The organism is Vibrio algivorus, from assembly GCF_030161215.1.
Classification (GTDB): Bacteria; Pseudomonadota; Gammaproteobacteria; order Enterobacterales; family Vibrionaceae; genus Vibrio; species Vibrio algivorus.
Genome location: NZ_BSPV01000009.1, coordinates 212,771 through 238,273, shown reverse-complemented (window position 1 = coordinate 238,273; position 25,503 = coordinate 212,771). Strand labels below are relative to the sequence as shown.

At 40.4% G+C, this 25,503-nt stretch carries 28 protein-coding genes; 17 read left to right on the top strand and 11 right to left on the bottom strand.

Annotation, left to right across the window (positions count from 1 at the left end; all coding sequences use genetic code 11):
• Positions 1-33 precede the first annotated feature (33 nt).
• From QQJ93_RS13490 to zipA, 3 genes are all read right to left on the bottom strand, one after another.
• Entirely contained in the window at positions 34-1,116 is a 1,083-nt protein-coding gene (locus tag QQJ93_RS13490) for a porin (RefSeq protein WP_089123316.1), read from the bottom strand.
• A 488-nt stretch (positions 1,117-1,604) separates the two neighbouring features.
• The gene (ligA, locus tag QQJ93_RS13485; RefSeq protein ID WP_089123317.1) at positions 1,605-3,620 is read right to left on the bottom strand and encodes an NAD-dependent DNA ligase LigA; all 2,016 of its coding nucleotides are present in this window, start codon (positions 3,618-3,620) and stop codon (positions 1,605-1,607) included.
• A gap of 95 nt (positions 3,621-3,715) precedes the next feature.
• Positions 3,716-4,642, bottom strand: coding sequence for a cell division protein ZipA (zipA, locus tag QQJ93_RS13480; RefSeq protein ID WP_089123318.1), 927 nt, complete (start codon positions 4,640-4,642; stop codon positions 3,716-3,718).
• A 406-nt stretch (positions 4,643-5,048) separates the two neighbouring features.
• Between zipA and cysZ the strand changes: the two genes are divergently transcribed.
• From cysZ to crr, 5 genes are all read left to right on the top strand, one after another.
• Positions 5,049-5,795 (top strand): sulfate transporter CysZ, encoded by a 747-nt coding sequence (gene cysZ / locus QQJ93_RS13475; protein ID WP_416376211.1) that lies wholly within the window; start codon positions 5,049-5,051, stop codon positions 5,793-5,795.
• 186 nt (positions 5,796-5,981) lie between these two features.
• Positions 5,982-6,950, top strand: coding sequence for a cysteine synthase A (gene cysK, locus QQJ93_RS13470; protein ID WP_089123320.1), 969 nt, complete (start codon positions 5,982-5,984; stop codon positions 6,948-6,950).
• 293 nt (positions 6,951-7,243) lie between these two features.
• Complete coding sequence (locus tag QQJ93_RS13465; protein ID WP_027696971.1) at positions 7,244-7,501, top strand: HPr family phosphocarrier protein; 258 nt, start codon at positions 7,244-7,246, stop codon at positions 7,499-7,501.
• Between the two features lie 59 nt (positions 7,502-7,560).
• Positions 7,561-9,285, top strand: coding sequence for a phosphoenolpyruvate-protein phosphotransferase PtsI (gene ptsI, locus QQJ93_RS13460; protein WP_089123321.1), 1,725 nt, complete (start codon positions 7,561-7,563; stop codon positions 9,283-9,285).
• Positions 9,286-9,337: 52 nt separating this feature from the next.
• A complete protein-coding gene (crr, locus tag QQJ93_RS13455; RefSeq protein ID WP_089123322.1) occupies positions 9,338-9,847 on the top strand; it encodes a PTS glucose transporter subunit IIA in 510 nt (169 codons plus the stop codon).
• Positions 9,848-9,948: 101 nt separating this feature from the next.
• On the opposite strand, the gene QQJ93_RS13450 is transcribed toward crr, so the two are convergent.
• Together QQJ93_RS13450 and QQJ93_RS13445 are read right to left on the bottom strand one after the other, a co-directional pair.
• Positions 9,949-10,851, bottom strand: a complete 903-nt coding sequence (locus QQJ93_RS13450) for a Dyp-type peroxidase (protein ID WP_089123323.1) — start codon at positions 10,849-10,851, stop codon at positions 9,949-9,951.
• 257 nt (positions 10,852-11,108) lie between these two features.
• Entirely contained in the window at positions 11,109-11,579 is a 471-nt protein-coding gene (locus tag QQJ93_RS13445; RefSeq protein WP_284186102.1) for a DUF2919 domain-containing protein, read from the bottom strand.
• Positions 11,580-11,710: 131 nt separating this feature from the next.
• Between QQJ93_RS13445 and QQJ93_RS13440 the strand changes: the two genes are divergently transcribed.
• The gene (locus QQJ93_RS13440) at positions 11,711-12,052 is read left to right on the top strand and encodes a DUF2956 domain-containing protein (protein WP_089123324.1); all 342 of its coding nucleotides are present in this window, start codon (positions 11,711-11,713) and stop codon (positions 12,050-12,052) included.
• An 8-nt stretch (positions 12,053-12,060) separates the two neighbouring features.
• On the opposite strand, the gene QQJ93_RS13435 is transcribed toward QQJ93_RS13440, so the two are convergent.
• Complete coding sequence (locus QQJ93_RS13435) at positions 12,061-12,348, bottom strand: helix-turn-helix domain-containing protein (protein WP_089123325.1); 288 nt, start codon at positions 12,346-12,348, stop codon at positions 12,061-12,063.
• 204 nt (positions 12,349-12,552) lie between these two features.
• Here QQJ93_RS13435 and QQJ93_RS13430 point away from each other — a divergent pair, with 204 nt between their 5' ends.
• Genes QQJ93_RS13430 through QQJ93_RS13415 form a run of 4 tightly spaced genes read left to right on the top strand, consistent with a single transcriptional unit; the run spans position 12,553 to position 15,034 of the window.
• A complete protein-coding gene (locus QQJ93_RS13430; protein WP_089123326.1) occupies positions 12,553-12,897 on the top strand; it encodes an ArsC family reductase in 345 nt (114 codons plus the stop codon).
• A 13-nt stretch (positions 12,898-12,910) separates the two neighbouring features.
• Positions 12,911-14,050 carry a succinyl-diaminopimelate desuccinylase gene (gene dapE, locus QQJ93_RS13425; RefSeq protein ID WP_089123327.1) on the top strand — a complete coding sequence of 380 codons (1,140 nt, stop codon included), beginning with the start codon at positions 12,911-12,913 and terminating at the stop codon, positions 14,048-14,050.
• Between the two features lie 37 nt (positions 14,051-14,087).
• On the top strand, positions 14,088-14,774 hold the full coding sequence (locus tag QQJ93_RS13420) for a M15 family metallopeptidase (RefSeq protein ID WP_089123328.1): 687 nt from the start codon (positions 14,088-14,090) through the stop codon (positions 14,772-14,774).
• A 23-nt stretch (positions 14,775-14,797) separates the two neighbouring features.
• On the top strand, positions 14,798-15,034 hold the full coding sequence (locus QQJ93_RS13415) for a hypothetical protein (RefSeq protein WP_089123329.1): 237 nt from the start codon (positions 14,798-14,800) through the stop codon (positions 15,032-15,034).
• Between the two features lie 115 nt (positions 15,035-15,149).
• Here the strand turns inward: QQJ93_RS13415 and bamC are convergent, their stop codons facing one another.
• Positions 15,150-16,178, bottom strand: coding sequence for an outer membrane protein assembly factor BamC (bamC, locus tag QQJ93_RS13410; RefSeq protein ID WP_089123330.1), 1,029 nt, complete (start codon positions 16,176-16,178; stop codon positions 15,150-15,152).
• 47 nt (positions 16,179-16,225) lie between these two features.
• A complete protein-coding gene (gene dapA, locus QQJ93_RS13405; RefSeq protein ID WP_089123331.1) occupies positions 16,226-17,104 on the bottom strand; it encodes a 4-hydroxy-tetrahydrodipicolinate synthase in 879 nt (292 codons plus the stop codon).
• Between the two features lie 493 nt (positions 17,105-17,597).
• On the opposite strand from dapA, the gene QQJ93_RS13400 reads away from it, so the two are divergent.
• Complete coding sequence (locus QQJ93_RS13400) at positions 17,598-18,146, top strand: glycine cleavage system transcriptional repressor (protein ID WP_089123332.1); 549 nt, start codon at positions 17,598-17,600, stop codon at positions 18,144-18,146.
• 61 nt (positions 18,147-18,207) lie between these two features.
• Positions 18,208-18,678 (top strand): thioredoxin-dependent thiol peroxidase, encoded by a 471-nt coding sequence (bcp, locus tag QQJ93_RS13395; RefSeq protein ID WP_089123333.1) that lies wholly within the window; start codon positions 18,208-18,210, stop codon positions 18,676-18,678.
• A gap of 129 nt (positions 18,679-18,807) precedes the next feature.
• On the opposite strand, the gene QQJ93_RS13390 is transcribed toward bcp, so the two are convergent.
• A complete protein-coding gene (locus QQJ93_RS13390; RefSeq protein WP_089123334.1) occupies positions 18,808-19,887 on the bottom strand; it encodes an AI-2E family transporter in 1,080 nt (359 codons plus the stop codon).
• Entirely contained in the window at positions 19,888-20,118 is a 231-nt protein-coding gene (locus tag QQJ93_RS16465) for a sulfurtransferase TusA family protein (RefSeq protein WP_089123335.1), read from the bottom strand.
• 404 nt (positions 20,119-20,522) lie between these two features.
• Between QQJ93_RS16465 and bepA the strand changes: the two genes are divergently transcribed.
• Genes bepA through QQJ93_RS13370 form a run of 4 tightly spaced genes read left to right on the top strand, consistent with a single transcriptional unit; the run spans position 20,523 to position 23,396 of the window.
• Positions 20,523-21,974 (top strand): beta-barrel assembly-enhancing protease, encoded by a 1,452-nt coding sequence (gene bepA, locus QQJ93_RS13385; protein ID WP_089123336.1) that lies wholly within the window; start codon positions 20,523-20,525, stop codon positions 21,972-21,974.
• Between the two features lie 28 nt (positions 21,975-22,002).
• Complete coding sequence (gene arsC / locus QQJ93_RS13380; protein WP_089123337.1) at positions 22,003-22,353, top strand: arsenate reductase (glutaredoxin); 351 nt, start codon at positions 22,003-22,005, stop codon at positions 22,351-22,353.
• Complete coding sequence (gene wrbA, locus QQJ93_RS13375) at positions 22,350-22,949, top strand: NAD(P)H:quinone oxidoreductase (protein ID WP_089123338.1); 600 nt, start codon at positions 22,350-22,352, stop codon at positions 22,947-22,949. The genes arsC and wrbA overlap by 4 nt, the downstream gene beginning before the upstream one ends.
• Positions 22,950-22,961: 12 nt before the next feature.
• Positions 22,962-23,396: a DUF2069 domain-containing protein gene (locus tag QQJ93_RS13370; RefSeq protein WP_089123339.1), complete on the top strand. Its 435-nt coding sequence runs from the start codon at positions 22,962-22,964 to the stop codon at positions 23,394-23,396.
• A gap of 42 nt (positions 23,397-23,438) precedes the next feature.
• Here QQJ93_RS13370 and QQJ93_RS13365 read toward each other — a convergent pair whose 3' ends face one another.
• On the bottom strand, positions 23,439-24,353 hold the full coding sequence (locus QQJ93_RS13365; protein ID WP_089123340.1) for a LysR family transcriptional regulator: 915 nt from the start codon (positions 24,351-24,353) through the stop codon (positions 23,439-23,441).
• A gap of 110 nt (positions 24,354-24,463) precedes the next feature.
• Here QQJ93_RS13365 and QQJ93_RS13360 point away from each other — a divergent pair, with 110 nt between their 5' ends.
• Positions 24,464-25,474 carry an NADP-dependent oxidoreductase gene (locus QQJ93_RS13360; protein WP_089123341.1) on the top strand — a complete coding sequence of 337 codons (1,011 nt, stop codon included), beginning with the start codon at positions 24,464-24,466 and terminating at the stop codon, positions 25,472-25,474.
• Positions 25,475-25,503 lie beyond the last annotated feature (29 nt).

The window sequence follows — 25,503 nt, the reverse complement described above, 5'->3', positions numbered from 1 at the left end:
ACTATAACAAAACTAGTGTGCTAACAATGTGAGTTAGAAATAGTATTCAGCACCAACTAGAACGAAATTATTCCAATCGCCAGAGTTGTTCATTTCATAGTTACGTGAATCAATGTATAGGTAAGTACTTGGTAGTAAGTAACCTAAACGAGCAGTAACAGCTGTATCTGAAGTGTCATCACCAGTACCATCAGCCATATCAGCATCATCAGTACCTGCATAACCTACTTTAAATACCCACTTTTGATTTAGAATATACTGAGCGGTTGTTGACCAAGCATTTTGGCTGTTGGTACCTTGTGCAGAATCTTGCTCCATATATTTGTAAGCAGCTGTGAATGTGAAGTCACCTAAGAATAAGCTACCACCAGCGATTGCATAGTTATTACCGTACATTTTAACTTTGCCGCTAGGGATGTAATCAGGGTTAGCGATCAATTGGCCAGTATTTTGGTCGATGATGTATTGTGGGTTATCACCTACAGAGTCATCATAATCACCACGGTTATAATAACCAGCATGTAAGTTAAACATATCAGCAGAATAAGAAGCAGCAATACTCGATACTAGACCATCGACTGTATTTTCCATGCCGCTTACTGTTGCTTGAACAGAGAAGCCGCCCCAGTTTGCTGAATCATAACGAACTACGTTATCAGCACGATCTTGGAAACCAGCACCGATATCATTGTTCCAATCAAATACGTTACCTAGACCTGGGTTTGAGTGTGGCCAATCAACATAGTTGTATGTAGCAACTAATTGACGACCAAATTTGACTGAACCAAAACCATCAAAGTCTAGACCCAGATACGTGTCACGAGCACCGAGTTGGCCTGATTTAGAACCATTGTCTGCGTTACCGCCTTCAATTTGCCAAATAAAGTTCGGCGCAAAGTCTTCAAATTCAACCGTGCCGCGGAAACCTACGCGAGACTCAATAACAGTACCAAAATTGCTGTCATCTTGGTCATCACCATAGATCATAAAGCCAGCCGCTTGGCCGTAAAATTGAACCGCATCACCTGCAAGAGGGATTGCAGCGTTAGCTGTACCAGTAAATGCTGCTGCTGAAACTACAGCGCCAAGTAGCGTACGTTTAAAAATTTTTTCCATGGAAAAGCTCCTAAAAATGGACATAGCTGTTTTATTTCACCTTGAAACTTTAAGTGGCCGCCGAAAGCAACAAGGCATTCTTCCTATTAATTTGCTTAGTAAACTAACTAAACAAAAATTTTATGTTTTTAATGTTCGCACACAATGTGTACCCACGTGATTAAGACTAACTTCGCTGCGCAAAACATCAACAATAAGTTAATTTTTTAACAGAAAAACATGAGCGAGTGCAAAGTTCCCTAACATTGGTGATCAATATCACAAAGTGACAACAAAAAATAAACCATTTAAAATCAACAACTTACACAAAATTAAAAAGAAATAGTAATTTCGCCACCCTATGAATCATTCACAACCCTTGCTGTCCCCAAAGCACAAATAAGCAAATCAAATATAAAGAAACATTTATTAACCAGTAAATATAAAAAAGGCTCCTTGCTAGGAGCCTTTTCATAAAACAACAACTTAATTAACGATTTAAATAAAGGTTAACCATTTAATATTGTTAATAATTGTTCTTCCGTTTGGATCTCAACACCTAACTCCTGAGCCTTGGTTAGTTTAGAACCAGCTGCCTCCCCTGCAAATAAAATATCGGTTTTTTTCGATACACTTCCCGCCACTTTCGCCCCTAATGCCTGCAGTGCTGCTTTAGCATCATTACGATTTAATTGACTAAAAGATCCAGTAATAACCACGGTTTTATCTTTTAATGGTAGAGAATTAGGTTCAGCATTAACTTTGACTTCAGGCCAGTGAATTCCTTGACTTATAAGTTCATCAATGACTTTTTGATTATTTTCTTCTGAAAAGAAGTGCACAATATGCTCTGCCACAACCTGACCAACATCAGGCACTTGAACCAAATCATCTTTGGTGGCAACTCTGACTTTCTCTAAAGTGTGGAAATGTAGTGAAAGATTTTGCGCTGTCGCTTCACCGACTTCGCGGATCCCCAGCGAATAGAGAAAACGTGGTAGTGTCGTTTCTTTTGCCGAATCTAAAGCGTTAACGATATTCTGCGCCGACTTAGGTCCAAGTCGATCTAACACCGTGAGTACACCCGCAGATAACGTAAATAAGTCCGCTGGTGTTTGAACCATCTCTTTTTCAACTAGTTGTTCAATCACCTTCACTCCAAGTCCGTCCACATCCATCGCTTTGCGTGACACAAAATGCTTCAATGCTTCTATTCGTTGAGCTTGGCAAATCAAACCGCCAGTACAACGAGTGACCGCTTCACCTTCAATCCGCTCGACATCTGAATGGCAAACCGGACATTGAGTCGGATAAATAACACGAACAGCATCTTCGGAACGCCTGTCTGGCACTACACCAACAATTTTAGGGATCACATCGCCAGCTCTACGAACAATTACAGTGTCTCCAATGTGTACATCCAAACGCTCAATTTCATCAGCATTGTGTAATGTTGCATTACTAACCGTCACACCACCGACATAAACAGGCTCTAGTTTCGCCACAGGAGTTATTGCCCCAGTACGACCTACTTGGAACTCCACATCATTTAAACGTGTCATTTCTTCTTGGGCTGGAAACTTATAAGCTATTGCCCAACGGGGAGCACGTGCAACAAAACCTAGTTCTTCTTGTAAAGCAATATCATCAACCTTGATTACTACACCATCAATTTCATAAGCAAGCTCACTACGGCGCTGCAAAATATCTTGATAATAAGCTTTCACATTTTCCAGTCCTTCAACCACTTTGGTTTCAGGGCACATAGGTAACCCCCAAGATTTAAGGGTTAAAAAACGTTGATAATGGCTTTGCGGTAATGTTCCACCTTCAACAACGCCAACACTATAGGCATAAAAGCTTAATGGTCGGGTAGCCGTCACTTTAGAGTCGAGTTGGCGTAAACTACCAGCAGCTGAATTACGTGGATTGGCAAACGGCTTAGTACCACTTTTTAACGCTTTTTCATTAAAAAGATTAAAACCATCCAGGAGCATAAAAACTTCTCCGCGCACCTCAATACGTTGTGGCCAATTATCACCTTGTAGTTTGAGTGGAATTGATTTGATGGTTTTTACATTAGCGGTAATGTTTTCACCAGTAGCGCCATCACCACGAGTGGCCGCTTGAACTAAAATACCATTTTCATAAAGTAAGCTAACCGCCAATCCATCCAATTTAGGCTCACAGCAATAAGTCTCACATTGCTTGGTTTTTAAACGAGCTGCGATCTTTTTATGGAAATTATCTAACTCAGACTCTTCAAATGCGTTATCTAATGAAAGCATAGGTATTTCATGCTTTACTTGTGTGAATCCATCAAGAGGTTTCCCACCTACTCGCATCGATGGCGACGAGTCAGAAGTAAATTCCGGGTTATCTTGTTCTAATGCAATTAACTCTCGCATTAGGCGGTCATATTCTGCATCGGTAATTTCAGGATTATCTTCGACATAATAACGGACACCATGGTGATGAAGTGTCTCTCTTAATTGCTCTATTCTGCGCTCAATTTCGCTACTCATGGTCTTTACCTGATCGTGCTTAGTCGTTATTTATAAAAAAGGCCCCTATGAAGGAGCCTGAATCTTCGTTTCTAGTATTATGCATTGCCAGTGTTTTATTCAGCTTCGGAGTTGCGAGCAACATAATCACGAATTTGCTGACGATAAGCAGAAAGCCTATCTGGTGTCATTAAATTCCGCTTATCATCCAAAACATTAGCACCTAAATCATCAGCAATTTGCTGAGCTGTTCTTAGCATCAATTTAAAGTTTTGATCCGCATCGCCAAAACAAGGCAAAGTCATAAAAAACGAAATACCTTTAGTCGTAAAGGTTGCTGGATCACCGTGTGCTAATGTGCCTGGATTCATCATGTTAGCAACACTAAATAAAACTTTTCCTGTTCCTGATGTGTCAGTGTGGCAGTGGAAAATATCCATTGCGCCATAATGCAAACCATGTTGTTGCATACTGTTAAATAGTTGAGTACCAACAAACTCTGAAGTGCCAGCAGCATGAACATGAAAAACAATCACTTCCATGTTATTTTTATCAGTTTGTTTATTCTCTTGTGGTTCTTTGGGCTGAGAAACAGCTGATGTTGGAGTTGATTCGGTTTTTTCCTGCTTTACTTCAGAAGCAGTCATGTTTTGATTAGTGGCAACTTTTTCCGATTCAGAAAATGAGACTTGTGTTTTAGCCGTTTGATGTTGAACTTCCATTTTGACTGGTTCATCACTGACTACATCATCCGTTGCGGCAAAAGAAATATCCGACTCACCAAATAAAGGGTCTATGTCTTCTTCTGACTCATCAATATGAAAAGCTGGCTCTTTACGCTCTTTAACTGGGGTAGCGTGAGAAACGATGCCTTCTTGTTCATCATCAGCAAGCGGAGTATTGACCTTTGGCTCCATTTTATTCAAAGGCTTATCAGCAAATTTTGCTTTACCTTCTTTCTTACTCGTCCATATACCATGTACCAGCAAACCTGCAATCGCCAGCCCACCGACAATAATGAGTACTAGTCGCAATTCCTGCATTTATCACTCTCAACTATTAATGTAATTACCAAAACCATCACTCAACTTGTTGAATTACAAAAAGTCACCTTGGATGCTTAATTGTGTCTTATCATGCCATAGAAATGGCTAAATGAGTGGTTTGTATATAACAATAAATTACTTTACCAAAAAAATTATCCCCAAGTCACCTTAAGATGTGAGATTCAGCATATTAAGGTGACTTGGGGATACATTTCTTTGAACCAACTAAAGTCAGCATTCCGGCACCTTTCTATTTCAATCAATATTTTAATCATAAAAATAAGCATTTAGTGCAATTTCAAGCCACTTTATATCATCATGCTTTTCTTATTTATCTATAACAGTAGAATAAGCACTACGCTTGTACCTTATTTATGGAGTGTTCATGTCAACTTCCCCTAACTTGAGAGCAGATCAGCCACCGAAAACCGGATTGGGTTATTTTATCTATGGTGCTCAATTATGTTTCAAGCCGGGCATTCGACGTTTTGTCATTTTACCGTTACTGACCAACATCATTTTGTTCGGTGGTTCTTTATTCTATCTATATAGTAACTTAAGTGAATGGTTAGATAATTGGTTAGGTACATTACCGGACATGTTGTCTTGGTTATCTTATTTATTACTACCATTATTAGGTATTACCATCATTGCAACATTCAGTTACTTTTTTAGTACCGTTGCTAATTGGATTGCAGCACCATTTAATGGCCTGTTGGCTGAAAAGTTAGAAATAAAATTAACGGGTCAAGGCCCAGCAGATCAAAACCTGTTCTCATTAATTAAAGACACCCCAAGGATCTTGTATCGAGAGTGGGTAAAACTTAAATACTATCTGCCTAAAGCACTTGGTCTCTTTATTTTATTGCTCATCCCTGCACTAGGGCAAACACTAGGTCCAATTCTATGGTTCGCTTTTTCTGCTTGGATGATGGCAATACAGTATTGTGACTATCCCTTTGATAACCATAAAGTTAGCTTTCCTAAAATGAAAGATGATTTAAAGGGTGACAAATGGACTGCTTATAGCTTTGGTGGATTGGTCGCTTTATGCACCATGGTGCCGATTGTAAACCTATTCGTTATGCCTATTGCGGTTTGTGGCGCAACAGCAATGTGGGTAGATAGATACAAGTCACTTAATAGATAACACGAGGGGTGCTTTATGGTGCACCCCATATTTTGCACAGACATTTACCCATATCATATAACCAATTATTCCTTTCACCTTATTTGCTGTAGATTTATGCTTTCAATCATGTATATATACCCAAGTAACTTGGGTATATAAGTACTTATTAATTCACACCCTACCGTGTAATGAAGGAACATCAACATGACAAAAATTTACGAAGATAACTCTCAAACTATTGGTAACACTCCTCTTGTACGCTTAAATCGCGTAAGCAAAGGTAACGTTCTAGCTAAGATTGAAGCCCGTAACCCAAGTTTCAGCGTAAAATGCCGTATTGGTGCCAACATGGTGTGGGAAGCAGAAAAAGCAGGCTTATTGAAGCCAGGTGTAGAACTAGTAGAACCAACTAGTGGTAACACCGGTATCGCACTTGCATACGTTGCAGCAGCTCGTGGTTACAAATTGACACTAACAATGCCTGAATCAATGAGCCTAGAACGCCGTAAACTACTTAAAGCACTAGGTGCAAACCTTGAGCTAACAGAAGCGGCTAAAGGCATGAAAGGTGCGATTGCTAAGGCAGAAGAAATTGTAGCAAGCGATCCAAGCAAGTATCTCTTACTGCAACAATTTAACAACCCAGCAAACCCAGCGATTCATGAGCAAACAACTGGCCCAGAAATTTGGGACGCAACTGATGGAAACGTTGACGTGTTTGTATCTGGTGTTGGTACCGGCGGTACTTTAACAGGTACTAGCCGCTACTTTAAAAAGACTAAAGGTAAAGCGGTCACAACAGTTGCAGTAGAGCCGGCTGAATCACCAGTGATTGCTCAAGCCCTTGCAGGAGACGAAATTCAACCTGCTCCGCATAAAATTCAAGGTATTGGTGCAGGATTTATTCCTGGCAACCTAGATTTAGAACTTATTGATAAAGTTATTTCGGTAACATCCGATGAGGCTATTACTATGGCTCGTCGCCTAATGGAAGAGGAAGGAATTCTTGCTGGAATCTCTTCTGGTGCAGCCGTTGTCGCAGCAAATAAAGTTGCCGAACTGCCTGAATTTGAAGGAAAAACAATTGTGACCGTACTACCAAGCTCAGGTGAGCGCTACCTAAGTACCGCTCTATTTTCAGGTATCTTTACCGATAAAGAGAACGAGCAATAAAACTGGTTCAAATCAATTTTTCTATGAAAAAAGCTCCTTTATGGGGCTTTTTTGTTGATCCCTACCACTCCTTTAGTGATAATCGGGATGTTTTATTTTTAGCTTCAAAATAAAGAAGCCTGTTAATTAACCAACTAAGATTAGTTAATAGAAAATAAATAAATGATAAGTGATGACTGAAAGCAATCGATTAGGACTACTTATTTTTCTTCGCTAGCGAAGCACTAAATAAGAAGGTAAGCTAAACTACTTTTCAGTTTCCAACAAAAAGCAAATTAATCGGGGTAACACACATGTATCAGAAGCAAGTAGAAATCACTGCAGAAAACGGCCTTCACACTCGTCCTGCGGCTCAATTCGTTAAAGAAGCTAAAGCATTCGATGCTGATATTACAGTGACTTCTAATGGCAAAAGCGCAAGTGCTAAGAGCCTTTTCAAACTACAAACTCTTGGTCTAGTAAAAGGTACTGTAGTAACTATCTCTGCAGAAGGCCCTCAAGCTGAAGCGGCTGTTGATCACCTAGTTGCTCTTATGGACCAACTACACTAATCACATCTGTGATTCACGGTATTTTTACTTTTTATATTTGAACAAATTAAGGTAAGGCTATGATTTCTGGAATTCTAGCATCTCCTGGTATTGCTTTCGGTAAAGCACTACTTCTTCAAGAAGATGAAATTGTCCTAAATAAAACACCTATTTCGGACGATCAAGTTGAAGCAGAAGTAAAACGCTTCTTTGATGCTCGTAATAAATCTTCTGAGCAATTAGAAGGCATTAAACAAAAAGCACTTGAAACCTTCGGTGAAGAAAAAGAAGCTATCTTCGAAGGCCACATCATGTTGCTTGAAGATGAAGAGCTAGAAGAAGAAATTTTAGCCCTCATCAAATCAGACAAAATGTCTGCTGACCTTGCAATCCATACTGTGATTGAAGAACAAGCAACAGCACTTGAGTCTCTTGATGATGACTACCTTAAAGAACGTGCTACCGATATTCGTGATATCGGTACACGTTTTGTTAAAAATGCATTAGGCATTAACATCGTATCTTTAAGCTCTATCAACGAAGAAGTTATTCTTGTTGCTAACGACTTAACACCATCTGAAACAGCACAGATCAACCTAGAATTCGTTTTAGGCTTTGCTTGTGATATCGGTGGCCGTACATCTCACACCTCAATCATGGCTCGTTCACTTGAACTTCCTGCGATTGTGGGTACAAACGACATTACAAAACAAGTATCGAACGGCGATATTTTAGTTTTGGATGCGATTAACAACAAAATCATCGTTAACCCTTCTGATGCAGAACTAGAAGAAGCGAAATCAATTCGTGATAATTTCTTAGCTGAAAAAGAAGAGTTGGCGAAATTAAAAGATCTACCGGCTGTCACTCTAGATGACCACCATGTAGAAGTTTGCGGTAACATCGGTACAGTGAAAGACTGTGACGGTATCATCCGTAACGGTGGTGAAGGTGTAGGTCTATACCGTACTGAATTCCTATTTATGGACCGTGATGCCCTTCCAACTGAAGAAGAGCAATACAAAGCATACAAAGAAGTCGCTGAAGCAATGGGTGATCAAGCCGTTATTATCCGTACTATGGATATTGGTGGTGATAAAGATCTTCCATACATGGATCTACCGGAAGAAATGAACCCGTTCTTAGGCTGGCGTGCAGTACGTATCAGCTTAGACCGTCGTGACATCTTAAAAGATCAATTACGTGGTATCTTACGTGCATCAGCACACGGCAAGCTTCGCATCATGTTCCCAATGATTATCTCTGTTGAAGAGATTCGTGAACTTAAAGCGGCGCTTGAAGAATATAAAGCAGAGCTTCGCAACGAAGGCCTAGCATTTGACGAGAACATCGAAATTGGTGTAATGGTTGAAACACCGGCTGCTGCTGCAATTGCTCACCACCTTGCAAAAGAAGTTTCATTCTTTAGTATTGGCACAAACGACTTAACTCAATATACTCTTGCAGTTGACCGTGGTAATGAGTTAATTTCTCACTTATACAACCCGCTATCTCCTGCTGTACTAACTGTGATCAAGCAAGTAATTGATGCATCACACAAAGAAGGCAAATGGACAGGTATGTGTGGTGAGTTAGCTGGTGATGAGCGCGCTACCCTACTTCTATTAGGTATGGGCTTAGACGAATTCAGCATGAGTGGTATTTCTATCCCTCGCGTTAAGAAAATCATCCGTAACTCAAACTTCGCAGAAGTAAAAGCAATGGCTGAAGAAGCACTTGCTCTACCTACTGCGGCAGAAATCGAAGCTTGCGTTGATAAATTTATCGCAGAAAAATCGAATTAAGAATATAATCTTTTAATTAAAGATTAAAAAGTTAACTGCTTAGGAGCACGACATGGGTCTGTTTGACAAACTTAAGAAGCTAGTATCTGACGACACAGCTGATGCGGGCGCGATTGAAATTATCGCACCTCTTTCTGGTGAAATCGTAAATATCGAAGATGTGCCTGATGTGGTTTTCGCTGAGAAAATCGTTGGTGATGGTGTTGCTATCAAACCAAATGGCGACAAAATGGTTGCACCAGTAAACGGTACAATTGGTAAAATCTTCGAAACTAACCACGCTTTCTCTATCGAGTCTGACGATGGTATCGAATTATTTGTTCACTTTGGTATCGACACTGTTGAACTAAAAGGTGAAGGTTTCACACGTATCGCTGAAGAAGGTCAAACTGTGAAAGCAGGCGACACTATCATCGAATTTGATCTTGCGTACCTACAAGAGAATGCAAAATCTACGTTGACTCCTGTTGTTATCTCTAACATGGACGAAATCAAAGAGTTGAACAAACTTTCTGGTAACGTTGTTGTTGGTGAAACACCAGTTATCCGTATCACTAAGTAATTTTCTTAATGATATAAAAAACGCTGCTCAAGGGCAGCGTTTTTTTATATCTAAACTAAACCAGCGACTGAAATCTCTCCAATCGCTAAGAATCATTTATATTAAGCTAAAGCCAATTCCGCCAACATTTCTTTTGACGGTGCAAAGAAGTAAGCTCCTGTCACAGCTTGAGTAAAACGCAATAAATGATCGGTTTTACCATCTGTCTCACCAAACATACTATTCAGTAATACTTTGAAATTATGTAGACGATTACAGTAAGCGATAAATAGTAAGCCATGCTCTCCTGATACTGAGCCATAAGGCAAACTATGGCGAACCATTTTCAAGCCCTTACCTTCTTCTTTTATATCGACACGCCCCACGTGAGATTGCGCTGGTACATCATCTAATTCAACCGAATCAGGTTTAGTTCGACCAATCACTTTTTCTTGAGCTGACACATTTAAACGATTCCAAGCAGGTATGTTATGAATATAACGTTGCAGCATTACATAGCTACCACCTGCAAACTCACCTTCGGGGATCACTGCAACTTGACGACGCTCATCCCCTTCTGGGTTTTCCGTACCATCAATGAAATCTGTCATATCACGGCTATCTAAGAAGCGATAACCATAAGTTTCATCAACAACGTCAATATCATCACTGATCTCTGACATCAATTTGCGCAATATATAGAAATGCAAATCGTGTCGATTAGAGTGGCAATGCAAAAGAACATCCGATTCAGTTGCAGGAGCAACCGTTTCACCCGTTCCTAGTTCAACAAACGGCTCTAACTCTTGAGGCATACTCTGGTTCGTTTTTTGCCAAAAAGAGTGGGTAAAAGCCAGTGTAATATAAAGATTAGAATCCGGTTGCTGATCATTGAGCGACGACACTAAATCAGGTAAGGCTTTCAGTTGCTCAAGAACATGAGAGTGGTTGCGATTGATCTTAAGCATGCACTGTAAAGAAAATGGATTCGCTTCTGGGATAATTGCCGATTGTGGTAGCGACATGAATACTTCCTTATTCTATGTTTATTGTGGTTATTATACTCAAGTAACCTCAAGGTGCGAGCTTCAGCAATAATAAAATAAAATCATCACTTCTAATTAGTACAATATACCCAAAGTAATTGAAGTTGCAGTGAGGCGACAAGTAAATGAGGCCCCATGAGCATAGCTCGCCTATGACTTTCTTTAATAAAGAGATAAGGGGCGAATGAACGCCGGACAAAGCTGCAGCTTCAAGTACGACAGGTATAAAATCGCTATTACACTAAGTTTGGAGTTGTGAATGTATCCTTCACTCTCTGAGAATGAGACAAATAAATCAATAACCATACCAAGCCCAATAAAGTTAATGCATCACTCCAATTAAACTGCCACAGAGTAAGGGATAAATGATAAAGCGTAATCACGAACTGTACTGAAACGACAGCAATGGTGTAACTGCGACCAAAACTCAATATCTTATTAAGCCAAACCCGTTCAGGTGTACGCAATGATATCGCCCATGCCAAAATCACAACAGGTAATCCCACCAATAATCCCAAGTATAAACTATCGGGGACTGGGTAAATGAGTGATAACAACTTAGTACTCATTGTTCGGCTAGCGCTGGCCACGATAAAGACTATCCAAGCTTTAGCCAAAAATAGCCAACTTAGCCATAGCCATAGACTGGGCTTTAAAAAACCATTGCTATCATATTCATCGACACTGTAAGTGATCGCATATTGCACTGATATTTTCTTCCTTGTCGTTTTCATCTTTAAAGGCTGTTGATTTATACTCAGGACTGCTAACCTTATATCCAACATAATCCGTAGCTACATTTAACTTCTGCTACTTTAACAAATAATGAATAAATAAAATGAAGCCAAGCAAAAAAAACATTTCACCAGAAACTCAACAAGAAGCATTAGCGGTAGCAAAATCGACTCAAAAGCCGGGACAAACCAAAGAACAAACAAAACTCATTGCTCAAGGCATAGAAAAAGGCATTGCATTATATAAAAAACAACACAAAGAAAAACTAAGGGAAGCGGACAAGTTACGTAAAAAGCAGTCGAAAAATATCCATCAAGAGCAAACACCATCAAGTATACAGCTATCTACGAGCGACCATAAACCGTCTAAGCCATCCGTATTGCCATGGGCATTAGTGATTCTCAGTTGGGTTGGGTTTGCCATTTATTTGTTGCTACAACAATAACGGTAATATTATTTCACTAGTCCAAGACATTGGGCAATATCAGCTTGCCAATGCTTTAGAACGCGCACATCAAAAGGCCCCCAATTGTTGACCGTATAATATCCATCATTATGGCGTCGACCATCTTGTACAAAGGATAAATGAATACCAATTGCAGGTAAGGCTTTCAGGACATCTTGAATAGTTCTTCTTGGCCAACCTGTTAACTCCATTAATTTAGGTACATTTGGACGTTCTAAATCTTTAATCAGCAAGGCAATATAAAGGCGTCTTGCAAATACCGGGCTAAGCTCCACATTGATATCCTCAAACAGTGATCGATTAGATCAAAACAATTGACTCTATTATCACCGTAAATACGTAAAGCGATTTTGCGTAGGATCAATCAGACGCTATACAAATAACCCTCTCCCCCTGACACCGATGGAAACAAGTGCATTAACACGCTGAATTGTGTACGATTCGTTAAATAAAGATTAAGCAAAAAAGGATAATAAAAAATGATTACCATGTATGGCATCCCAAATTGTGACACGATTAAAAAGGCCAAAAAGTGGTTGGAAGCCGAAGGCATCGACTATCATTTCCATGACTATCGTAAATCAGGAATTGATGCTGAATTAATTACCTCATTTTTCCAAAAATTTGGCTGGGAGGCCGTGGTCAATAAACGAGGCACCACCTACCGCCAATTATCCGATGAACAAAAAAACACCTTAAATCAAAATAGTGCAATCTCGTTATTAACCGAAAACCCAGCGATGATTAAGCGCCCTATCTTAATAACTGAATCAACAGCCATTATTGGATTTAAAGCTGCTGATTATGAAGCTCAATTAAAGTAAGGAAACCACAAGGATGTTAGACAGTCCCGTACTTGCTCTTGCGCAAGATTTATTAGAACGTCAATCAGTCACCCCTGAAGATGCCGGTTGCCAAGATTTAATGATTAACCGCTTAAAAGCGCTTGGATTTGAAATTGAAGTTATGGTATTTGAAGATACCACCAACTTTTGGGCTCGCCGCGGCTCTAGCGCACCACTATTTGCTTTTGCTGGCCATACCGATGTGGTTCCTTCGGGCCCATTAGACCAATGGCATACCCCACCATTTGAACCAACGATAATTGACGGCTATTTACATGCTCGCGGCGCAGCAGATATGAAAGGCTCACTTGCCTGTATGGTAGTAGCTGTAGAACGTTTTATTGCCGAGCACCCTGACCACCATGGCTCAATTGCTTTTCTGATCACTTCCGATGAAGAAGGTCCGTTCATTAACGGTACTACCCGTGTGGTGGATACATTGATGGCACGTAATGAAATTATTGACATGTGTATTGTAGGTGAGCCATCAAGCACAACTCAAGTAGGCGATGTAATCAAAAATGGTCGCCGTGGTTCGATTACGGGTGACTTAACGGTCAAAGGGACTCAAGGGCATGTTGCCTATCCTCACCTTGCGAATAACCCAGTTCATCAAGCATTACCAGCCTTGGCTGAGTTAGCAACAACGACTTGGGACAATGGCAACGAGTATTTTCCGCCAACTAGCTTTCAAATACCAAATTTATCATCAGGTACTGGCGCATCAAATGTTATCCCAGGTGAATTTCATGTCCAGTTCAACTTCCGCTTTAGCACTGAGCTCACCGATGTTGAGATAAAACGTCGTGTCCATTCAATCTTGGATGCTCATGGCTTAAACTATGATCTAAAATGGACACTCAATGGTCATCCATTTTTAACCGATCAAGGCCCATTAATTGATGCGGTAGTCGAAGCTGTAAAAGCCGTCAATCATCAACCTGCACAGTTACTTACGACGGGTGGTACTTCCGATGGACGATTTATTGCACAAATGGGTAGTCAAGTAGTCGAGCTTGGACCGGTTAATGCCACAATTCATAAAGTAAACGAATGTGTGAAGATTTCTGATCTAGAGAAGCTTACCGATATGTATCAAAAGACATTAGAAAACTGTCTAACAGGCAAATAAGTCTTATAGGACACTTTCTAATTAAGAAGAGCAGCACATGACCCAATATTCACTTGAGCAATTGACCGGATTATCTCAAACTCATCTCACAACAATGCTTGTAGGAAAAAAAGAGTTTTCGATTCATCAAGATGTTAAAGCTCCATTGAACGAATTAATTCGTGACGCTCAAGTGAATGGGTTTGATTTTTCTATCGCCAGCAGCTTCCGTGATTACCATCGACAAGCCATGATCTGGAATGCAAAATTCCGTGGTGAAAGACCAATATTAGATAGTCACAGCCAGCCTCTCGACAGTGCAAAATTAAACGATTTAGAAAAAATTCACGCGATCATGCGCTGGTCTGCATTACCAGGTGCGAGCCGCCATCATTGGGGTTGCGAGCTAGATGTTTATGCACGTAATCTCTTGCCTCAAGACACTCAACTACAATTAGAGCCTTGGGAATACCATACTGGTCATCAAGCAGAGTTTAATCTTTGGCTAACCGAAGCTATGCCTAAATTTGGCTTCTATCGCCCCTACCAACATGACCTTGGCGGTGTTGCAATAGAACCTTGGCATATTAGCCATATTGATACTGGACGAGATATGCTAGAGCAACTATCTATAGATAAGCTACAACAAACTTGGCACAACTATCCCTTTTTGGGGGTTGAATCAATATCTCAGCATGCTGAAAGCTTATATAATCGTTACATCAGCAATATTACTGTCGCGTAAATAACCGCAACTAAGTAGGGCGTATGGATTTAGACTTACTACTCAACCCTTGGGTGATTAGTATTATCATCATTGTATTTATAATCGGTAATTTAGCATCAATGAAATATTTGGGGCAATCACATTTAGTGCGCAAAAACCCAAAAGCAAAATCAGACCTAGATAAACTGATCGAGATCTATAAAGAAAAAGATCAGCAAGAAGCACAAGACAAAAATACTCAGAAAAAGAAGACCGATCAGGATAATACCAACCCATAATTTAACGTTATATGCTCACGTAACTTCAAGCTGCAAGTTACTGGGTATAAATATAAAAAAACACCACCAATTTTGGCGGTGTTTTTTATTGCTTTAGAATCACACAGTTCAAAGACTAAGATTTATCGCTGGTATCAAACATCGCTTGAAGTACCGGAATCAAAGTTTGTAAATCTTCTTGTGGGATAGGTTTACCATCAGCATCAGTTACGTTGATAGAAGTACGGTTGTCTAAATCACCTACTAATAAGCCATATTTCTTATTACTTAATGTCAACGGCTTAACACCTAGGCTTTGCCATACTTCTTCATCTGGATCTTTATAATCCGTATCAATCGTCCCTTGAGAACGGTTTTTATCAGTAATATTAAAGCCGATTTGTGGCAGAACAGTTTCAAGCTTGCTCCAAACTAAATCATAAGGTGCGCGAGCAATAATTACCGGTAAACCACTTCTATCTTTACCCATCGTCACTGGTACTTTATTAATCAGCTCTAGTGCTCGAATTCTCGCCTCTTCCGTCACTTGTTTATCATATTGAGTAGTAATGTAGTTCACCATTACACTCGAATAACGATCTTCAATTTCAGGCGTTAACTCAATAGTACCATTATCTTCTTTCCACTCAACTAGGGCCACATGGAAACCATAACGCCCCGGAGTTTCTAAACGATCCACTTTATAGCGGCCAGCAATTGGATACGATTCATCTTCCGCACTTAAGTTGACCCAATCCGTTTCTAATGATGTTGGAGTATCAGTACGAAGCTCAATACCTTTCTCATCCACCATACGGTGAAGCATATCCCAAACTTTATTAAGTTCTTCTTGGCTAATTAGCCAAACTGTTACTTCACTGTCTTGCTTTTCAACACGAGCACCAGGGATTAACTCTAAAACCTGTTGCGGCGCACGAATATCAACGTCAGGACCAAGTTTTCCTCTGTACTCACCTTGAGGGATATTGTATTGAGGATAAAACTGAGGCTGAGCATCAGGCAGGGTTACCCACTCTTGATCCAAAGAAGTTTCTAAATACTCAAAATCATCTTTCGCTTGTCGACGTTTTTCCGGATCCCCAGCACACGCTGACAATACCAATACCGCTAGTGAACTAATCACTAACTGGTGAGAGAATTTCATTTCTATACAACTCCTGAAAATAGGCTTAAGCGATCATATACCCATTTTTATTGAATACCAGCGTCTTTGAGTGCTTGAGCCACAATCGTTTGACCAGATTCCGTTAGCTCGGTTAATGGTAAACGCAAGTACCCTTCAGAGATCAAACCAAGTTTATGAGCGGCCCATTTCACTGGAATAGGGCTAGATTCAATAAATAAATCTTTATGTAGTGGCATTAGCTTTTGATTAATTTCATCAGCCGCATCAAGTTTTCCTTCTGCAGCCAACTTAAACATTTGTGCCATTTCTGCAGCGGCGATATTATTGGTTACAGAAATTACACCATTACCACCGCGCTTAACAAAATCTAAGCCAGTCGCATCATCACCACTAAGTAAGACGAATTCATCACCACAAAGTTCACGGAATTTATCCACTCGAGACAAATCACCCGTAGCATCTTTAATTCCCACAATATTATCAAGTTGAGATAAGCGCCCCACGGTTTCAGGTAATAAATCTACTGCTGTACGGCCCGGCACATTATAAAGAATCACTGGCACTTCACTGACTTCCGCAATCGCTTTATAGTGTTGGTATAAACCTTCTTGAGTTGGCTTATTGTAGTACGGCGTCACACTCAAACAGCCTGCAACACCTGAATCATTAAGCAAACGACTAAACGTCACCGCTTCATGAGTAGCATTAGCACCAGTACCTGCAATAATAGGGATACGTCCAGCCGCAAATTCCACTGTTTTATTCACAACTTTGACATGTTCTTCAACGGTTAAAGTGGCAGACTCACCTGTCGTACCAACCGCAACAATACCGCTTGAACCTGATTTAATATGGTATTCCACTAGATTTTTAAGGCTATCATAATCGACTTCATCGAGATGATTAAAAGGCGTAACTAGTGCAACTATACTTCCTGAGAACATGTTTCTCTCCTTATGAAATTCGATATACCCAAATAACTTCAAGATGCAAAATTCAGAGCTATCATCCAAATCTTTAGGCAAAGAAGATTGACGAAGGAATATTAGTTCCTTTTCCAACCAATCTGACACTGCCTATCTCTATATAAAAAGAAGAGGTTTGGATTAAGCTCCCGAAGGGCAAGTTAAAACCAGCTTTATGCGGTGTTATATTGAACAGAGATAGAATCTGATCATGTTCAATTTGCCTTGTCTAAAGCTGGTTTGATTCTTACTGAAACTCGTATCTTGAAGTCACTTGGGTATAGCATGTTACTTTAACAAGCCCAATAAAGACAAGGGATCAACTCTTCTTTCTGGTAATTTACAACGAAATAATGACATTGGTTTACTTTCTCAATATAAAAGCTCTCTAGAAAGATCTTGCTTTCACTTACAGCGGTCAATTTTATTTATGATAAGATGTCATTATTATTTCAATTTGGACGTTGAGATCATGGTTCATCATCTAGTTATTACCGCAGTCGGTTCAGATAGACCGGGAATCTGCAATCGCTTAACCCAGGTTGTAACGCATTCTGGCGGAAACATTGTCGACAGTCGCATTGCTTTATTCGGTACAGAGTTCACTTTAATAATGCTGATCTCAGGTGAAACCAATGCCATTACTCGCATCGAAACCTTATTGCCATCAATGAGTGCAGAACACGACCTAATGGTAGTAATGAAACGTACGGCTCCTCACCAGCCTCCTCAATATACTTACAAAGTTGAATGCACCATTGAATCGGAAGACCGAGTAGGCTTAACTGAAGCATTTACTCAATTTTTTTCCAACCATCAGATCAATATCTCTGAGTTAAGCGCTCAAACTCAAAAAGCCGCCACATCTCAACAAACAGAACAGACTGACCAGTTTCATATTTTTATTTCAGGCTTAACCGAGCTTGATATGGATGCTAATCAACTGGAACAAGCATTTAAACGATTATGTCAGACGCTTTCAGTCAATGGTGATCTACAAATACAAGCAAAAATAGATTAATAATTTCACCTGATAGCTAAGTAACTTCGGATAAGAAACACCGCAAATAAAAGGAAGAATCATGCAAACATTAACCGCAGGCACTCCCGCACCTAATTTCGCTTTACTTAACCAAGACGGCAAAACCATTTCTTTAGGTGACTTTAAAGGTAAGAAAGTTTTATTTTACTTTTACCCAAAAGCAATGACGCCTGGCTGTACGGTTCAAGCTCAAGGCCTTCGCGATATTCAACAAGAACTAGCAGATAAAAATGTAGTCGTACTCGGCGTCAGTATTGATCCAGTAAAACGTCTGGGTAAGTTTATCGAGCGAGATAACTTAAACTTCACTCTATTGTCTGATGAAGATCATGCTGTAGCTGAACAGTTTGGCGTGTGGGGCGAGAAGAAATTTATGGGTAAGATCTATGATGGCTTGCACCGTATCAGCTTCTTAATTGATGAAAACGGCATGATTGAGCATGTCTTCAATAAATTTAAAACTAAAGATCATCACGAAGTCGTACTTAACTACCTAAATGATAATGCTTAGTTATTAACCCTGATATTATTGTGGTCTATTAACCTAAAGATAAATAATGATCAAACTAAAACGCCCCGATATCATCAAATATCGGGGCGTTTTTAAATAAATTAAGGCTTTGTAACTGAAGTTAATTCACTATACCGACTCTGTTGGCGGTTCATTATTTACTTCATTACTTGGTAAAGCATTCCAAACGGCCTTAACTAAGGTAGCCAATGGAATCGCAAAGAACACGCCCCAAAACCCCCATAAACCACCAAATACCAACACAGCTACTATGATTGCAACTGGATGTAAATTAACCGCTTCCGAAAACAATACGGGTACCAGCACATTACCATCGAGCATTTGTACTATGCCATAAGCGATCACTAACCAATAAAATTGAGGAACTAATCCCCACTGGAATAGTGCGACCAATACTACTGGAACGGTAACCGCTACCGCTCCTATATAAGGAATAAGTACAGAGAAACCGACTGCAACGGCGAGTAATACAGGATAACGCAACCCAAACATCAAGAACACGATGTAAGTTGCCACGCCAACGATCACAATCTCCACGACTTTACCACGGATATAATTAGAGATTTGATTGTGCATTTCATCCCACACTTTGGTGGCTAAACGACGATTTTGTGGTAATACCCCACTTAACGTTGCCATGAGCTCTGATTTGTCTTTCAGTAAAAAGAAAATCAATAACGGTACAAGTACTAGGTAAACCCCTAGTGTCGCCAAGCTCAATAATGAAGCCATTGAGCCACGCAAAATGGTGTCACCCATACCTATTATTTTATTTTGAGCGTTATGCATAATCACTTCGATCACTTGAACATCCGCTATATCTGGATAACGCTGTGGTAAGCTCGCAATATAACTTTGGAAAGTGGTATACATACTCGGCATGTCATTCAGTAAACTCGCAATTTGTCGCCAAATAGTCGGCACTAGGCCAAAGAAAGCTAACAGCATCAACCCAATGAAAGCACTCACAACCACCAAGACACTCGCAAGTCGAGGCAGTCCTAGTTTAAATAAACGGTTAACAGGCCACTCCAACAAGTACGCTAATACAATAGCGACCAATAACGGCGCAATTAAATGTCCAAAAAAATAAATAGTAATAAAACCGAATAATAAAATCGCCACTAAGCTCACGGCATGTGGATCAGAAAATCGTTTTTTATACCAACGAACTATCATTTCAAACATTCAATTTGATTCCTTTTTTGTTACTAACAAAGTACATTCATCATTATGCTGTTGTACTTTTACTGAATACGAGGTTTGCTTAAAATATCGAATCATATCGTTAATCGATGCAGTGTCATTCGATATTATGGTTAGTGATTGCTGGTTCAACAGTTCAGCACTTTTCCGTTTGGCTAACAATAGTGCCATTGGGCAGCGCTGAGATCGTAAATCAAGACACTCTACTTTCATTCTGCCAGACAACCTTTATGATAGAGTTACTAATTTTCAGCGAGTATATACCCAAGTGACTTCAAGATGCGAGTTTCAGCAAGAATAAAACAAGGCAAATAGAATATGACTATAGCGATTCTATCTCTGTCCAATTTAACGCAGTATAAAGCAGGTTTTAACTTGCCCTTCGGAAGCTTCATCCAAACCGTTATACCGTGGCAGATTGACTCAAAAGGTGTTTACATTAACTCACAAACCTTCCTAGCCTAAAAGCTTGGATGATAACTCTAAATTCTGTATCTTGACGTCATTTAGGTATAGATACTTTACATAAAAAAGAAACCAAGCTAATCGTTTAGGGTCTTATATCACAAACAAATAATACCCTTAGCTGTAAATAATAATGGATGTTGCTTAACGATATGCGCCAATTTTTTCGCACTACCGCATGCTTATGTCTTTCGGCTTTATTATGCGTACAACCTATTGCCTATGCACAGCAAGACTTACCGGATATAGGTACCGCTGCAGCAGGCACATTGACCATTGCTCAAGAATTAGAATATGGCGATGCTTACATGCGAATTTTGCGCAGCACTAGTCCAATTATCAGTGACCCTGTTATGGATGAGTACATCACCTCGTTAGGCCACCAGCTGGTTGCAAGTGCTAATGATGTCAAAACCCCTTTTCACTTCCATTTGATCCGTGATCGTAGTGTGAATGCCTTTGCCTTTTTTGGTGGGTACGTGGTGGCCAATACTGGTTTATTTCTCCACGCCAATAATGAAAGCCAACTTGCTTCAGTTTTTGCTCACGAAATATCCCATATTACCCAGCGACATCTTGCTAGACATATGGAAGATCAAGCACGTCGTACGCCATTAACCATTGCCGCTTTAGTTGGCTCCTTATTACTTGCCATTGCCTCTCCAGAAGCCGGGATAGCTGCGGTTAACGCCACTACCGCCGGCTCAATGCAAGCAAGCATTAACTACACACGATCCAATGAGCAAGAAGCAGACCGATTTGGTATTGCAACCCTAGCAAGAGCAGGATTTGATCCTGAAGGTATGCCTGATTTCTTTGGCCAGTTAGCCGATCAATATCGCTATGCAAGCACTCCACCACCCATGTTGCTAAGTCACCCCTTACCCAAGGCGCGCCTATCCGAAGCAAGAGATAGAGCAGGTCGTTACCCTAGAGTCAATCCCCCTATTTCTGTTAGTTTTCATCTTGCTAAGGCGCGAGTAATCGCCCGCTATGCTAGTATCGATTCAGCTCAATCATTGGATTGGTTTGAGCGTAGACTGCAAAAAGCTAGTCCAATGATAAAACCAACTTTAGAATACGGCCAAGCCTTGGTTTACATGGATAGTGGTAAAATATCTCAAGCGGAAAGCATCTTAACCCGACTATTAGCCAGCGATCCTTACAATAACTTTTATTTAGATGCTGTGTCTGACTTATACATACATAAAAAACAGTATGACAGCGCGATAAATTTACTTAAAAAAGGCCTTGAAAGAAAACCTGGCAATCAAGTGTTAACCATTAACTACGCCAATGTTCTTATTGAGGCAAACCGCAATAAAGAAGCGATAAACATTTTACAAAGGTATACCCATTCCCATCCAGATGAAACGGTAGGGTGGTCTCTGTTAGCTAATGCTAATCGTAAAGCCGCCAATGAACCGGAACAACTTGCAGCAGAAGGCGAAATATTTGCACTACGGGCTAATTGGAATAAAGCCATCAGTAACTATACCAGAGCAAGTCAATTAGCCGAATTAGGCAGTCTACAACAAGCAAGATATGATGCACGAATTGACCAATTGCGTATTGAACAGCAACGTTTTGCCGCTCTACAATAATTCAATTAAAACTTTATAAGGATATGTCATGTCAGTTGTTATTTATCACAACCCACGCTGCTCAAAAAGCCGCCAAACATTAGAACTATTAACCAACCAAGGTATTGAACCACAAGTAGTAAAATATCTTGATGAGACGCCAGATGTTGGCACGCTAAAAACACTGTTTAAACAACTAGGTTTAACCAAGGTTCGCGATATGATGCGTACCAAAGAAGATATTTATAAATCACTAAACTTAGCCGATGAGACTCTGAGTGACGATGATCTATTTAATGCTATGGTTGAAAATCCAAAATTGATTGAGCGCCCTATCGTGGTGGCCAATGACCAAGCTCGTCATGGCCGTCCACCAGAGCAAGTGCTTGAAATTCTATGACACGCTCTATCAATATTATCGTGTTGTACCATAGTCGACATGGTACAACACAACAGCTAGCTCGCCATATTGCTCGCGGAGTGGAGTCAGTAGAAAGCTGCCAAGCTTCATTACGTACTGTCGCAGATATTGTGCCAAATGATGACTACTCTACAACCAGCCCTGTGATCGAATTACCAGAATTAAAGCAATGCGATGGACTGGCGATTGGTAGCCCAGTTTGGTTTGGCAATATGAGTGCAGCGATGAAACACTTTTGGGACCAAACCACTTCTTTGTGGATCGCTGGCGACTTAATTGATAAACCTGCTTGCGTATTTACCTCATCATCGTCCCCTCATGGTGGACAAGAAACAACCCAACACTCAATGATGTTACCATTATTACATCATGGAATGATGGTGATGGGGATCCCTTATTCAGAACCGAGCCTCCACACTAGCTTTAAAGGCGGAACACCCTATGGAGCAAGCTCAATATCGAAACAAGGTCATAGCGGACTCGATAAACAAGTGACTGAGTTAGCATTTGCACAAGGCCAGCGTTTAGCAAAAACGGCTTTAGCCTTATCATCACTCCACACTTCATCAAATTAAGACACGGATTTTATGACACAATCATCGGCGACATCGCCACTTTTTGAGCGCTACTTAGCTTTATTCAGCTACTTTGCACTACTGCTGTGGGTGCTCGCATGGCATGGTTTTATTTCCCCTCATCCCGATCTTAATTCAACTGCCGTCACCGTAGGTTGGTGTATCCCGTTATTGCTGCCTTTTATCGGCATCATTAAAGGCAAACCTTATACCCATGCTTGGGCGAACTTCATTTTAATGTTCTACTTTTTGCATTCATTAACCATTTTATATATCGATAATGGTGAGCGAATGCTTGCAGCAATTGAACTGCTTCTAACTAGCGTTAATTTTGTGGCCAATATTCTTTATGCTCGCCACAAAGGTAAAGCGCTTGGCCTAAAACTGACACGTCTTTCTGAAGTAGAAAAGCAAGAAAAAGCCAAGTTTGAAAGCTCAAGCAAGTAGTATTACCAATGACGCCAATGTGCAGGACTCAGAGTTATCCAATTACTCAGAAAAAGCTTGAGATAAGACTTTCTGAACTTCAGTTCTAAGCCAACGGTGTGCAAGGTTATTATGTTGTCTTGCATGCCAAACCATATGATATTGATAAGTGGCAGTCTCTATTGGAGTATCCATAACGATCACCTGTAAGTGTTCCGCCATTTTTCTAGCCAAACATCCCGGCAAGGTTAGCAATAAATCACTTTGTTCAATAGCATAAGGCGCCGCGGTAAAATGTGGCATTCGCAACACCACGTTACGCTTACGACCAATTTTTGCTAAAGCTAAATCAATCGCTCCAGCCCTATCTCCTCCCATCGAAATTAACGCATGAGCGCTATTACAATAAGCATCTAAAGTTAGAGGTTGATTAGCTAATGGATGGTTTTTTCTCATCATAGTAACTAAACGATCGGGACCAAGTGCTTGCGCATAAATATCGGCTTGCGGTTTTTGTACATCACTACTAAAACTTAAGTCAGCCTCACCAAGCGATAACTTTTCCATCATATCTGGCTGGCGATTTAAACACGTCAATGAAACTCCAGGTGCCTGTTCAAATAGTGTTTTGTAAACGGGTGGCATGAAAACTTGTGAGAAAAAATCACTCATCATCAGCGTGAAATGCGTATTAGCTTGTTTAGGTTCAAAAGCCGCGGGATTCAACAGCGTTTCTGCGTGCTGTAATAAACAATCCAGTGACGTCGACATTTCAATAGTACGCTCAGTAGGTAGCAGGCCACCTTTGGTTCGTACAAATAATGGATCACCAAATTGATGACGTAAACGCTGCAAAGTACGGCTCATTGCCGATTGCGTGATATTAAGTTGCAAAGCCGCTTTGGTGACACTCTTGGTGCGTATTAAAGCTTGTAATGCGACTAGTAAATTTAAGTCGACTTGATTTAGCTTGTTCATGATATGACTTTAGCTCATTTTGGTAATTATCTTTATGCATTAGGAATATATTACCTTTCTCGCTATTCTAACAGTATAAATTTTCAGTCTACTCCACGATAGAGGTTCCAATGCATATTGAAAGTAAAGGTTACGCTTTAAAGCAACGTCCAGCTGGCATGCCAACTCAAGAGTGTTTTGAGTTACAAAACGAAACGATTACTGATATCACTGAAGGCCAATTCATCATCAAGAACCTTTGGTTATCCGTTGATCCTTATATGCGTGGCAGAATGACCGATGCAGAAAGTTATGTTCCGCCATTTCAACTTGGCGAATTAATGCAAGGTTCTGCGATTGGTGAAGTTATTGAGTCAAAACACCCAGACTTTCAAGTAGGCGATAAAGTTAACAGCATGCTCGGTTGGCGCGAATACGCAGTCTCAACCGGTGAAATGGTACAAAAACTGCCACAGACTACACTACCCGACCAAAGCTTCCTCGGTGTTGCAGGTATGCCTGGCTTAACCGCTTGGGTTGGTTTGAATATTATTGGCGAACTGAAAGAAGGCGAAACCGTATTAGTTTCTGCCGCTTCAGGTGCGGTCGGTAGCCTAGTCTGTCAATTTGCTAAATTGAAAGGCTGCCGCGTTATTGGTAGTGCTGGCAGTGCTGAAAAAGTGGAATGGTTAAAATCACTTGGTGTCGACGGCGTCATCAATTACAAAGATTATAACAATGCCGCAGAGCTTGAAGCCGCACTCGCAGAGCATTGCCCACAAGGCGTTGATGTGTGCTACGAAAATGTTGGTGGTGATCACCTAGAAGCCGCACTAAATTTACTCAACCGTTATGGACGCATGAGTGTCTGCGGCATGATTGATCTATATAACCTAGAAGACGCTAAAGCCGGCCCAAATAACCTAGCTAACATCGTCAAGAAGAGCCTACGTATTCAAGGCTTCATCGTCTCTGATCACTGGGAACATTACCCAAGCTATGTTGCGCAATTAACTCAATGGGTTGAGCAAGGAAAAATTAGCTGGAAAGAGACGACCCGTGAAGGTATCGAAGCTACCCCTGATGCATTCCTTGGACTCTTTAAAGGTGAGAACATCGGTAAGATGCTCATTAAACTGTAATAAGAAATCATCATTCTGAACACAATCTA